Origin of the sequence: Flavobacterium sp. 9R (genome assembly GCF_902506345.1) — a bacterium.
In the GTDB taxonomy this organism is placed as follows: domain Bacteria; phylum Bacteroidota; class Bacteroidia; order Flavobacteriales; family Flavobacteriaceae; genus Flavobacterium.
Genome location: NZ_LR733413.1, coordinates 728,982 through 741,787, shown reverse-complemented (window position 1 = coordinate 741,787; position 12,806 = coordinate 728,982). Strand labels below are relative to the sequence as shown.

General features: G+C 33.9%; 9 protein-coding genes and 1 other RNA gene. 4 read left to right on the top strand and 6 right to left on the bottom strand.

The features are described 5' to 3' along the window. Positions 1-17 precede the first annotated feature (17 nt). A complete protein-coding gene (locus FLAVO9AF_RS03305; RefSeq protein ID WP_159684231.1) occupies positions 18-1,064 on the bottom strand; it encodes an AMP-binding protein in 1,047 nt (348 codons plus the stop codon). Between the two features lie 27 nt (positions 1,065-1,091). Further along, positions 1,092-2,009, bottom strand: coding sequence for a CPBP family intramembrane glutamic endopeptidase (locus FLAVO9AF_RS03300; protein WP_159684228.1), 918 nt, complete (start codon positions 2,007-2,009; stop codon positions 1,092-1,094). 105 nt (positions 2,010-2,114) lie between these two features. Between FLAVO9AF_RS03300 and FLAVO9AF_RS03295 the strand changes: the two genes are divergently transcribed. Further along, positions 2,115-2,462, top strand: coding sequence for an ArsC/Spx/MgsR family protein (locus FLAVO9AF_RS03295; RefSeq protein ID WP_159684225.1), 348 nt, complete (start codon positions 2,115-2,117; stop codon positions 2,460-2,462). An 85-nt stretch (positions 2,463-2,547) separates the two neighbouring features. Next, positions 2,548-4,992: a TonB-dependent receptor domain-containing protein gene (locus FLAVO9AF_RS03290; RefSeq protein ID WP_159684222.1), complete on the top strand. Its 2,445-nt coding sequence runs from the start codon at positions 2,548-2,550 to the stop codon at positions 4,990-4,992. Positions 4,993-5,112: 120 nt separating this feature from the next. Here the strand turns inward: FLAVO9AF_RS03290 and FLAVO9AF_RS03285 are convergent, their stop codons facing one another. Together FLAVO9AF_RS03285 and FLAVO9AF_RS03280 are read right to left on the bottom strand one after the other, a co-directional pair. Then, positions 5,113-5,286 (bottom strand): hypothetical protein, encoded by a 174-nt coding sequence (locus FLAVO9AF_RS03285; protein WP_024981741.1) that lies wholly within the window; start codon positions 5,284-5,286, stop codon positions 5,113-5,115. Positions 5,287-5,432: 146 nt separating this feature from the next. Beyond that, a complete protein-coding gene (locus tag FLAVO9AF_RS03280) occupies positions 5,433-6,635 on the bottom strand; it encodes an NAD(P)-dependent oxidoreductase (protein ID WP_159684219.1) in 1,203 nt (400 codons plus the stop codon). 248 nt (positions 6,636-6,883) lie between these two features. Between FLAVO9AF_RS03280 and FLAVO9AF_RS03275 the strand changes: the two genes are divergently transcribed. Continuing rightward, entirely contained in the window at positions 6,884-8,086 is a 1,203-nt protein-coding gene (locus FLAVO9AF_RS03275; RefSeq protein ID WP_159684216.1) for a serine hydrolase, read from the top strand. An 80-nt stretch (positions 8,087-8,166) separates the two neighbouring features. Here FLAVO9AF_RS03275 and FLAVO9AF_RS03270 read toward each other — a convergent pair whose 3' ends face one another. Beyond that, positions 8,167-10,695, bottom strand: a complete 2,529-nt coding sequence (locus tag FLAVO9AF_RS03270; protein ID WP_159684213.1) for a GEVED domain-containing protein — start codon at positions 10,693-10,695, stop codon at positions 8,167-8,169. A gap of 555 nt (positions 10,696-11,250) precedes the next feature. On the opposite strand from FLAVO9AF_RS03270, the gene ssrA reads away from it, so the two are divergent. Continuing rightward, positions 11,251-11,647, top strand: a transfer-messenger RNA (tmRNA) gene (gene ssrA / locus FLAVO9AF_RS03265). A gap of 119 nt (positions 11,648-11,766) precedes the next feature. On the opposite strand, the gene FLAVO9AF_RS03260 is transcribed toward ssrA, so the two are convergent. Then, the gene (locus FLAVO9AF_RS03260; protein WP_159684210.1) at positions 11,767-12,465 is read right to left on the bottom strand and encodes a DUF1826 domain-containing protein; all 699 of its coding nucleotides are present in this window, start codon (positions 12,463-12,465) and stop codon (positions 11,767-11,769) included. Between the last annotated feature and the right edge of the window lie 341 nt (positions 12,466-12,806).

Below are 12,806 nucleotides of genomic sequence, written 5' to 3'. Positions count from 1 at the left end.
ATAAAAAATCAATTCATTTACAACGAATCAATACTTTCTTTACGAACTATTTTACCAGTTGCGGTAACTGTAAACTTAGGAATAAAAACGATATTTTTTGGTTTTTCATATTTATCCAAAACACTAAAAACTTCTTCATCAATTGCAATTGGTTCTCCTTCAACGTAAAGAACCACTTTTTCGCCCAACACATCATCAGCTTGTCCGTAAACAAAATAACGTCTTGGAATATGTGTTGACAACTTCTCTTCGATTTTTTCAGGAATCAGTTTAATTCCTCCACTGTTAATCACGTTATCAAAGCGACCTAACCAAACAAATTGTTTGTCTGATACAACTTCAACAATATCATTGGTAACAATAGGTTCAGGGTTTATCTTTTTAGCATGCACCACCAAACAATTGTTTTCATTGCTAGAAACGGTAACGTTTGGCAATACCGTAAACGCTCTTTCTCCTACTCTTTTAGCAGCAATATGCGTTATGGTTTCTGTCATACCGTAGGTTTCATAAATTTCATTTGGCAATTTTACCAATTCTTGCTCTAATGACTTATGAATTTTTACACCACCAATTATGATTTTCTTGATGTTCTTTAGTTTATCCAAAGAGTTTTTGGCCTGTAAAGGAACCATTGCAGCAAAATCATATTTAACATCATTATATTCTAATGGATGAGAATTCGGCTCTACAAAATCCATATCTAAACCAAGTATGAATGAGCGCACAAACATCATTTTCCCAGCCACATAATCAACAGGCAAGCAATGCAAAACTTTATTTCCTGGATTCAAATCAAAAAAATCTCCAGTTGACAAAGCAGAACTTACCATTGCTTCTTTTTCAACTCGAATCAATTTTGGTGCCCCAGTAGTCCCTGAAGTATTCATTTCGATATAGGTTTTATCATCAAACCAATCAATCAAAAAATCTCCAAGTGCTTTTTGAAAATCGGCCCCTTCTTTAATAAAAGAATAGGCAACCATACATAGCTGTTCACGGTCTAAGTGAACACCATTAAATTTAAAATGATTATGTACATTCTTATATGTTACTGTTTTCATAGTAGTAGTAATTTATTCTAGTATATATTAAATTTTTATATTACCTGTAAGTTTTTCTTTCCAATTATTCCATTTGTATTTCCTCCCAAAGATAAGCAAAAGTATCGGGTATATTAGTATTACGGGCAAGATAACATCAAAACCTAAGGTAGGTTCTGAAACATCTTTTAATATCGAATTGGTTTGAAAAGCTGTCCAATCAGAAGTGACCAACAAAGCTCCTATCAAGTTATTTGCGGCATGAAATCCAAGAGCTAATTCCATACCATCATCCATTAAGGTAATAACACCGAGAAACAAGCCTGTCCCAATGTAAAAAATCATAATGGAGTTTCCCATTTTTCCAACTTCGGGATTAAACCAATGCAGTAAACCAAAAATAAGAGAAGTCATAAGTAAAGGTGCCCATTTATTGCGAAACAAATTAGCAAAACCTTGCATTAAGTATCCTCTAAAGATATATTCTTCTGTTGAAGTTTGAATTGGAATCAGTACAATACCAATTAAAAATAGAACAATGAACGCGTCGAAATTAAAATTTACTTGAAAGAAACTAGGATTCAAATACCATTCAATTCCTGTAGTTATAACTCCTATTACTGCCCATAATCCAAAAGAAAAAAATACACGTTTCCAATCTATTTTTGGTCTCGTTGTAGTTACAGATTGTATGGTCTGATTATGATACAATCGAATTATTAAAAACATAGCGCCTAACGCAAAAACGAAAGAAATCAACATTAAAAATAAAGTTGTATTCGAAGAAAAGAAATGCATGACCTCTTCATTTGTAGAAGGAAAAGCGACCTCTTTATTAACAGCTTTAAAATAGATTGCTATCAACATAGGCAATTGACCAACTGATGATGCTATAATCACAGCAAGTGACCCTAGTAAGTACTTATAGAAATGATTTTGGGGAGTAACTCCTTGTTCTAAAAACATAGTATTAACAGTTTGTTAAATAGATTTACAATATAGTTAGCATACATTTGCACTCCCTAAAAGTACCTATTTATTTTGCATTAACTATACAAAAAAATCAAAAAAATGTTACAAATTTTTCATAACAATCGCTGTGGCAAATCCAGAAAATGCCTATCAATGCTTGAAACTTCTGGAAAGGAATTCGAAATCATCCCGTATTTAACAACGCCTCCAACAGCAGAAGAATTGCAAGAGGTATTAGAAAAGTTAAACTTAAACCCTATCGATTTGGTTCGACAAAAAGAAAAAACTTGGATTGACAATTTCAAAGGGAAAGACTTTACAGACGAAGAGCTCATTAAAATAATGATTACCAACCCAATACTAATAGAAAGACCTCTCTTAATTTCTGAAGAAAAAGCAATAATTGCCCGTGATGAAGAGAATATCATCAACTTTCTTAAAAAATAATCTCTTTTTTTAACAAATTTTTACCATTTGTAAATGAAACCTATTACTCTTTTACTAGTCTAAAGGTGTAAACAAAAAATAAAAAATGAAAAAACTTACCAGTACCATTACCCTATTATTGTTCTGTTTTAGCTTATTGGGCTACGCACAACCAGGCAAAGCCAAACTAAAAGTTACAGGAAAAGTAATAGAAAAAAATTCTAAGCAACCCCTTGAATACGCAACAATTACTTTAAAAAACACCACCAATCCAAAAATGATTGCAGGTGGAGTAACCAACAATAAAGGTGAGTTTACCATAGATGTAAGCTCTGGAACTTATGACATCATTGTTGAGTTTATCTCGTTCAAATCAACTACCATTAAAGAAAAGAACATAACAGAGAACCTTTCATTAGGCACAATTGGTTTAGCAGAAGATGCCGCACAATTGAACGAGGTAGTAGTTCGTGCAGAAAAAACAACTGTGGAAATTAAATTGGATAAAAAAGTATACAACGTAGGTTCTGATTTAATGGTAAAAGGAGGAACAGTAAGCGATGTGTTGGACAATATACCTTCTGTAGCAGTAGATGCTGAAGGAAACGTAAGTTTGAGAGGAAATGAAAACGTAAGAATCCTTATTGATGGTAGACCTTCCAATGCTATTAATATTACAGAAGCATTACGATTAATTCCTGCTGATGCCATCGAAAAAGTAGAAGTTGTAACCAATCCTTCTGCTAGATACGATGCTGAAGGTGGTGGTGGATTACTGAACATTATCTTAAAAAAAGGAAAAAACCAAGGCTTCAATGGAACTTTTATAGCCAATACTGGTTACCCAGATAACCATGGTATAAGCGGAACTTTGAATTACAAAACAGAAAAATTCAATCTGTTTACCACTCAGGGTTACAATTACAGAAACAATCCTGGTAATGGATTAACCAATGCAAAATACTTCAATACCGATGGTAGTGTAAAAAACTACGTTTATGAAGACAGAAGTAATGACCGTTTTAATAATGCCTACAACGGTACTGCAGGTATAGAATGGTACATTGACAAATCAACTTCTTGGACCAACAGCATCAATTACCGAAAAAGTAATGGTAATAATGAAGATAATGTATTCCAAGATAATTACGACAAAGATTTTATATATGAATTTACTCGTAACCGTTTAAACAAAGAAGATAGCGATAGCGAGAATTTTGAATTCGCTTCTAATTTTATTAAAAACTTCAAAAAAGAAGGACATAAGTTGAGTGTTGACATCTCTATTTCTAGCAATAAAGATTTGAATTCGGCTTTAATTAGTGATAAAACAACGATTGACCCAGTTGCTAAATTGGATGATTCCCAAAATAATCAAGATCAGAAAAGAAACTTATTTGTGGTTGATTATGTTTTACCATTAGGAAAAGGACAACAATTTGAAGCGGGTTACCGAGGTGACTTTACAAATTTAAACACCGATTATGCCGTAACTAGCAATGGCGTTCCTGTTGATATTTTTACTAATTTTTTAGAGTACAAAGAAAGAATAAACGCTTTCTATACGCAATATGGTGTAAAAGTAAACAAACTCTCAATGCTTTTTGGTTTGCGATATGAAGATTCAAATATTGACATCAATTTCCTTAAAACAAATGATTTCAATACAAAAAAATACGGTAATCTCTTCCCAAGTGCGTTTTTCACTTATGAATTGTCCGATAAAAGTAGTGCTTCTATTAGCTATAGTAAACGAATTCAAAGACCAAGAGGTCGTTTCTTAAACCCTTTTAACAACTTCTCGAGTAACATTAATATTTTTGTTGGAAACCCTGATTTAGATCCTGCGCTTACTGATGCAATTGATTTTGGTTACATCAAAAGATGGGAAAAGTTAACTTTAAGCACATCATTGTATTATAACACTACTAAAGATGCCTTCCAATTTGTTAGACGTGACTCTGGGAAAACTGTTAATGGTATTACAGTAATTGAATCATCTCCAATTAATCTTGGTACAGAAATGAGAACTGGTTTTGAAGTTAACTTAAATTATTCCCCTTACAAATGGTGGAAGTTGAATAGTAATTTTAACTTCTTTGCAGTGCAAACCCGTGGCGATTATGAATACACAACTTCAAATGGAGAGATAGTTGTTCAAAACTTTGATTTTGATGCCACTTCTTGGTCTACCCGATTGACTTCTAAAATTACTTTACCATCCAAAATAGACTGGCAAACCAACTTAACGTACAACGGGCCACAAGATAATGCACAAGGAAAAAGATTGGGAATATTGGCTATGAATTTAGGTTTTAGTAAAGATATTTTAAAAGACAAAGCTACGGTTGCCTTTAACGTAAGTGATGTTTTCAATAGCAGAAAAATGATGTCTGAAATTCAAATTCAAAGAGTTGAATCCTATTCAGAAATGCAGTGGAGAGAAAGACAGTTTACATTGTCATTTACCTATCGTTTCAACAAACCTAAAAACGAAAGAGAAAAGCCTAAGAGAAATATGAACGAAGGCGAAATGGAATTCCAAGGTTAAACCCAGATTTCGCATTAAAAAAAAGACTCGTGAAAACGAGTCTTTTTTTTGTTTACCGTTCAATCGTATGCATAAAAAAAAGGACTCGTTGCGGAGTCCTTTTTTATAGAGATAATTAGATTACACTAATTCTTCTTCTTGCTTCTGTTTTGCTTTTTTCTCTTTGTATGCTTCCCAAGATGCTCCACCTACCCAATAGGAAATGAAACCAACTAAGAAAAACATTAACCAAAATCCCATTGTTAGGATGGTTAAGAAAAGTAAGAAGCCTAAATACTGTGAAAATTCAAACATGTTTTCCGGAATTTTGAATGTTGCGACAAATATAGTGGGAATATTTTTTTAAACCAATAAAATCCTTAAAAACTCCACTATATTTTTAAATCCATTTTGCCTTAACTCAGGATCATGTTATTATACTACTATACATCTACAATCAATTACTTTTTTGCAACGTAGTCTTGCAAATAACTAAAACGTTCTGTTAATTCCCCATTTTGAGTCATTTTAGCTCGCTCTAAAATTCCATCAGCATCATTATTAAAAAATGCTGGAATTACGTGTTGCGTAAACATTTCACCAAAACCTTCACTCGCATCTTTGGGCAATTCACAAGGCAAATTATCCACTGCCATTACCACAATTGCGGCAGGATGAAATACATCCACTTCTTTGTTTTCAATTGGCAAATAGCCATACAAAGGCTCTTCTATAGTAGAAGCTCTCAAGGTACAAGCAATTGGGCCATTTACATCACAAGATACATCGGCTACAATCTTAATCGCACAATCACTGGCTTGTAACATTTTTTGAGATAGAATTTGAGGAGCAGCATTTGCGTGAAAATGGCCTGAAATATAAATATCTGCTACTTTCGTAAAACGCTCAAAATCGGATTCGTATTCTGATGGGTTTTTATAAAAATCTTTAGTATCTAATTTTTGACCATCAATTCTTTTATTGTACTCTAAAACATCTATTTGAGTAAATACCGGTTGCGTAAATTTTTTGGTTAAAAAATTTTCAACAGAAACCTCTTTGATTTTCATCTCTAACAGCATCTCCTTCACTCCACCCCCCACTTTTCCTGTACCCGTAACTACAATTTTTATAGGAGGAATGATTTGTCTTTTTACTTGCTGTACCAAAGCTTCTCTCCCTTTCAAAGTAGATGCTTTTGGCATTTTAAACAATTCGAATTTAATTCCAAAAGCACGAATTGCGTTATACGCTCCTACTATACCTGCATAACGTCCAAAACCAATCAGTCTTTTATTAGCCGCATCAACGATAGTTTCATGATCGTATAATTCTATGTTTTTCTCTAAAACGGCTTGCAATAATTTTTGATTGTAAGGTTGTTTTTTGATGGTATGAGAAAAAAAGAAGTATTTTTTATTAGGAATTAAAGCTTCTACAGGAACTTCTTTGACACCAAATAAGACTTCGCAGTCGGACAAATCATCAGTAACTTCGATTCCCAAGTTTTGATATTCTGCATCCGAAAAAATACGAATATCAGAAGGTTCCACTTTAAAAGATACTACAGGAAATTGTTCTTGAATGGTTTTGATTTCATTGGGAGAAAAAACAACTCTTCTATCTGGTGGGTTTTTTCTTTCTTTGATAATTCCAAACTTCATTTTTATAGTATTTAAATTACGTTATTATTTAACTTTATTGAATTTATTTGTTACAAATATAACAATATAATCGAAAAACAAGCATTTTCCATCTATTATTGTCAAAAAGCATTTACATTAATTATTGAACTCCAATACTCTAAACTGAAGCCTTATTTTTATGAGGATGAAAAGTGAGATATTTTGAAAAAAACTAGAATTAAAAAGCAATTGATTCTATATATTTGTTTTTTTCAATTTTCCAACAAATGACTCTTATTAAAAAAGCAAATATAGCACAATTACTTGTCCTTTCTTTGGCAATTACCTCCTGTGCAAAAGAAATAAAAAAAGTAGAATTAACCGATGCACAGCTCCCAAAAAACGTACTTCCGATACTCAAACCAGCTGCAAAAGATAGTACTGAATTAACAGCCTCTTATATTCAAGAAAAAAGAGCAAAAATTGACGCTTTTTACAAAAAAAACTGGCCCAATAACACTATGAACGGAAGTTTTTTAGTGGCGCAAAATGGCCAAATTATTTATGAAAAATACAATGGATTAGCGAACCTTAGGGATAAAGATACAATTACAAGCGAAACCCCATTGCACATAGCTTCAGTAAGTAAAGTTTTGACTGCGACAGTTATTTTGAAATTGGTGAATGCAAAACGATTGGATTTAGACCAAAAAGTAACCACTTTGTTAGATCGATTTCCTTATCCTGATGTTACCATAAGAACCTTATTAAATCACAGAAGTGGGATACGCAACTATTCGTATTTTACAGACAGAAAGGCCAATATTTGGGACCGACACAAAACGTTGACCAATCAGGATTTATTGGATTTGATGGCGACCAAAAACATAGGTTTAGAATTTAGAACAGACAGTCGTTTTGCATATTGCAACACTAATTATGCGATGCTTGCTTTAATTATAGAAAAAGTTACCAAACTTTCTTATATAGAAGCTATGAACAAAATGCTGTTTCAACCTTTGGGAATGACACATTCCTTTGTTTGTGACATAAAAAAAGACAAGAAAAGAATTGTACCTTCTTACAAAGCGAACAAAGTAGAAATCGGAATCGATTATTTGGATGGCGTTTATGGAGATAAAAACATTTATTCCACTCCGAGAGATTTACTCAAATTTGATTTGGCAAGAAATGCTAAAAACTTCTTGGAGCCTGGATTATGGGAACAAGTTTTTAAACCGTATAGCAATGAGCGAAAAGGAACCAAAAACTATGGCCTTGGGATTAGAATGATCAATTGGGAAACCGGTCAGAATTTTTATTTTCACAATGGTTGGTGGCATGGGAATACCTCTTCCTACATAACTTTGCCAAAAGAAAAAGTTACTATTATTGCTTTATCCAATAAAATGACTAAAAACACCTATGCGGTTAGAAAATTAGCAACTTTGTTTGGCGATTATCCTTTCAAGTTAGACGACATAGAGTAAAAAAAGCCTCTTTTAAAAAAAATGAACCCCCTTCAGAGATCAAATGAAGGGGGTTCTTTTGCAAAAAACTAATTCAATTACTAATTCGAAATGATCATTTTTGAAGTAAGCACTTCACCGGATCTTATCACTTTCACAATATAATGGCCAGGAACCAAACCATTGGTTGTTGTTCTAATTCTATTCGCCCCTTTTTCAGATTTCACTTCTATATTTTTCTCTTCATTGCCACTTAAAGAAAAAATGTGAATCGATACCTTGTCCTCTTTTTTACTATCAAACTCAATATTAAAATCTTCTCTTGCAGGGTTAGGATACACAGCTATTTTTTTGGAAGTTGCATCATTCTCAACCACAACAGTATCTTCATTGATTGCCTCTTTCAAGGCTATAGCTTTGGCTGCAGAAGTAGTAATGTTTAAGGTGTAATCTTCTGTCTCACCATAGTTGTATGTCCCACAAGGAGAGGTAATCGAATTGTAACTAACAATAACTCGCATTCTTACTGCACCTGTAACCGCAGAAGCAGGAGCTGTAATTGATGGGGTAAGTGTACTACTGCTATAAACACTGTATACTTCCTCACCTGCATCTGTGAATTGACCATTATTGTTATAATCTACAAACACTTTCCAATACAAACTTCTAGTTGCACTAAAACCTGGGGTTAAAGTTAATGTAGCTGCAGTTCCTTTAGTTATTGTGGTCGATTGTGCAGAAAAATCAGCGTAACCACCATTTTTTCCCGAAGTATTAGAAATTGTTCCTATAGCCACTTTGGATATCCATTCGCTAGTAGCGCTATTTCCTTTTGAGGCACAATAGGTAGCTGGAGGAGTAGTTGTCCCTCCTACATTTAAAGTATAATCCTCTGTTTCACCATAATTATAAGTTCCACAAGGTGAAGTTATAGCATTATAACTCACAATAACACGCATTCTTATTGGACCTGCTACTGCTGAAGCTGGAACTGTAATTGAAGGAGTAAGTGTGCTGCTACTAAAAACACCATACACATCTTCACCCGAATCAGTAAACAATCCATTATTATTATAGTCAATATATACTTTCCAATACAAACTTCTGGTTGCACTAAAACCAGGCGTTAAGGTCAATGTTGTAGCAGTACCTTTAGCAATTGAAGTTGATTGTGCAGAGAAATCAGCATAACCACCGTTTGCTCCAGATGTATTATTAATTGTTCCAATAACTACTTTACTAATCCACTCAGTAGCAGCACTATTTCCTTTAGAAGCACAATAAGTTATAACTGTTGTTCCTCCAGTAGTTATAAATTGAGCAGTTCCTGCAGTAGAAGCACCCGAAGTACAATTTCCAATTACCTCAACATTATAGGAAGTTCCCAAAGTAAGCCCCGTTAGCGCTGATGATGTAGAAGTGGTATTGGGTAATGTAGTCCAAGCAGTTGCAGCTGTTGTTTTGTAACGAACCGTGTAGCTAGTTGCTGTAGTAGATGTCCAAGATATTGTTGCACTTGTATTAGTAATTGCACTAGCCGTTACCCCTGAAGGTGTAGCACAAGAAGGCGTCCCTCCTGGAGGTGTACCGCCTAGTGTTTCTGTCAAAGTACCGCTAATTACTTTGATGTTACCCCAAGAGATTCCACTACCAGAAGTAGTCGTCCAATTGTTTAAATCGAAAGTATTGGAACCAGCGGTATTACCCGGAATCTTAACAATCTTAACTCCTTTTCCGGCATTATTCCAAGTTAAAGGCGTTCCCGAAACAACCGTTTCTGGAGTAGAATTCGATTCGATTTGGTAGAAATAAGCAAAGCTAGCTGTTGTTGGAGCAAAAACACGTGCCAATCCGTTTTGGTCGATACACACTGCTGTTTTTTCAAATACTCCAATCCCTTTTGCATTCAATCCAGCGCCTAAATCCTTCCACATTCTTGCTAAAAAAGCAGTTTGTCTTCCTCTACGATCAGGATTATCATAATGGGTATCCGTAATCACATTAGCCAAATAAGGGCTAGATAAAAAGTCATTGACACCTATGGTAACCCCAGTAGCATAGGGATTAGCCAATGCATCAGCAGAAACAATACTTGTATTGGCAGCGCTATAGTAAAATTGCCCTAAAATAGCACAACCCGCACTAGTTCCGCCAACTGGTACTTTTTTGGTATTGATTAAATAATTGATTGCGTCTTCTACTGGGGTATCTTTCCAATAGGAAACATAAGTCGCTTGGTCGCCTCCCGAAATAAACAAAGCTTCCGCATTTCTGATTTTTGTAGCTATCGCTGCAATACTTGCTTTTGCTCTAGTATCTATAATTATCGTCTCTACTGAATTTACCGGCACACCCAACTCAGAATACATATAAGTATTATAACCATCGGTTCCCGCGGAACGCAAAACAACCACATCTCCTCCTCCTGCTTTTTGAAACATCCATTTGATGGCATCATCGTTATCTATTCCTCCACCCATCAAACACATACCGCCAGTAGTTGTTGTTGTAACATCTGTGGTACTACCCACTTTCCAGCTTGTATAGGTTTGTGCTTGAACAGTTACTCCTAAACACAAGGCAAAACACAGTTGCCGAAGATTCTTAAATGTAAAATAATTTTTTCTCATAATAAATGGTTTTTGGTTAATAATTTTGATAAATATAGCAACAAAAAACACATATTAACTTTTTTTACATAAAAAATAAGTCAATTTTACTAATTTTTATTAATTTAATAATTAATAATCTCTTGAACACTACTTTCATTTTCACATTCTTAATAAAACTAAATAAATTTGCACAATTTCCTATAAACAACCATTATTTGTTAATTATTTAATTTTTAAACGGATTAAAAAAAAAATATTTCTTTATTTTAACCATAAAAAGTCAATTAAATTATTGATAGTTTTTATTTAGTTTTACTGATAAATTGCTAATTTCAGAAAACAACAACAAACTTAAAAAGGGTTCAAACACAAAAATAAGCAGTTGTAAAAAGTCTGAATCAAACAATAATTGATCTCTACAGTTTCAAAAAAAACAAATAACCAGATACTTTTTCAAAGAGGAATTTATCAATTGAGAGCAATCCTATGCTCACGGGAGTAATTCAAATTAAATATTCATAAGAATAGTTTTTTATTTCTTAATCAATAGCAGTATATTTGCACCACTTTATTGGGGTCGACTGGTTTTGACAGCAAGTCGAATTGAAAAGTAAGCACGTCGAGCATTGAGACCTTGCTCGTAAATATAAGATCTCACACTTTTACACGGCGAAAATAACTACGCTTTAGCTGCATAATCCGAATTATAGTACGATTGCGCCACGTTCCTACAAGGTAGGAAAGCTGGATTCTCCTTGAAAGCCTTGGTTTGTGGCGGTCAGTACAGGGGAACCGTAAAAATAAACCTAGATTTCCATAAGCTTCGGGTGGATTTCGAAACTAAGAAGATAAGTGTTGAGTGGTTGTTTCTGACCTAGCTCAACATCGAAAACCCAATCAGGAAATAAGCGTGTAGAAAGCCTTTTAGTTGCTTGTTTGGACCCGAGTTCGATTCTCGGCGACTCCACTTTTACAATTTCAAATCAGAGCAAAAGCCTGTAAATCGTAGGATTTACAGGCTTTGTTATTTTAGTTACTACTCATCTTTGGCAATCGTAAAGTTTAACTCTCCTACTCTACTAGTACGCATTAGCAAATCAACAACAATCGGTATTCGCCATCATTTTCGATTGGCGCTCTGTGAATACAAGGAAGCACTTGTTGTTTGGGATGATCTACAGCCAATCGCCAAAGATGTCCCACTCCTAGATTTACAGCTTGGGCTAAAGGTTTGGCTTGATAATGCAAATCAAAAAAATACTCCTTTAAAAAGGATTCAAATTCCTCTTCTGGACCTTGATGTAATGCTTTTAGCTTATTTCTAATTTCAGGAATTAGAATTTTTTGTTCCGCTTGATCGTTAGCGATAATGTCACTAGCCTCTCCATGATACGTACATAAAAAAGTATCCGTTGCAATTGGAGAACGATCTACATGATACGAATAGACATCAGTTGAGATGAAATCGAATGCATCATCACGCTCGTAGCATTTCAATAAATTAAGAGAAGGTGAAGCTCCAAAATCGGTCAATACGCGTAAATCTTCTAGAATAATAGCTCTTGCTTTAATCCCCATTTCAGACAGTTGTAGCGCCAATAAATCCTCTCGAGACACTTCTGTAATGTCTTCTTTTAATTGCAATTGACTAACGATTTCTTTAAAATCACCTTCTAAATTTCTGTACCAGCATAAGGCATTTTGTTTTCCTTCAAATTCCGTTTGTACAAGTTCAGAAAAAGTAGCCACTGTTCCAATTTGATCGTTATCAAAAAATGTAGTACTCATAGAAGTATTTTAAAAAGCGAGTAAAAGCTTCGCAGTACAAAATTATACAATTGAATGGATATGTCTCCAAAATCTTGAAGAGGAATTTTGTTTATTCGTAAAAGCTTTTATTTAATTCGTTCCCTTTATAAAAGAACGAACACTTTTAGCTTTCTGTATTTATCAAAACCTTCTTGTATTACAATAAAGAGGAATGAAATACGAATTGGTTGCGTAAGAAAGAAAGGATTATTGGATTAAAAAAAATAAAATATTAAAAATTAACGTATTAAAACAGAGACTTAATGCCTAATTACTTGTTGAAAGGCAATTATCGTATTCATTGTAATAATTTGACAAAC

Excerpts from the sequence above, each read along its gene's own strand:
- FLAVO9AF_RS03305 (WP_159684231.1), bottom strand. The coding sequence starts at position 1,064 with ATGAAAACAGTAACATATAAGAATGTACATAATCATTTTAAATTTAAT.
- FLAVO9AF_RS03300 (WP_159684228.1), bottom strand. The coding sequence starts at position 2,009 with ATGTTTTTAGAACAAGGAGTTACTCCCCAAAATCATTTCTATAAGTAC.
- FLAVO9AF_RS03295 (WP_159684225.1), top strand. The coding sequence starts at position 2,115 with ATGTTACAAATTTTTCATAACAATCGCTGTGGCAAATCCAGAAAATGC.
- FLAVO9AF_RS03290 (WP_159684222.1), top strand. The coding sequence starts at position 2,548 with ATGAAAAAACTTACCAGTACCATTACCCTATTATTGTTCTGTTTTAGC.
- FLAVO9AF_RS03285 (WP_024981741.1), bottom strand. The coding sequence starts at position 5,286 with ATGTTTGAATTTTCACAGTATTTAGGCTTCTTACTTTTCTTAACCATC.
- FLAVO9AF_RS03280 (WP_159684219.1), bottom strand. The coding sequence starts at position 6,635 with ATGAAGTTTGGAATTATCAAAGAAAGAAAAAACCCACCAGATAGAAGA.
- FLAVO9AF_RS03275 (WP_159684216.1), top strand. The coding sequence starts at position 6,884 with ATGACTCTTATTAAAAAAGCAAATATAGCACAATTACTTGTCCTTTCT.
- FLAVO9AF_RS03270 (WP_159684213.1), bottom strand. The coding sequence starts at position 10,695 with ATGAGAAAAAATTATTTTACATTTAAGAATCTTCGGCAACTGTGTTTT.
- FLAVO9AF_RS03260 (WP_159684210.1), bottom strand. The coding sequence starts at position 12,465 with ATGAGTACTACATTTTTTGATAACGATCAAATTGGAACAGTGGCTACT.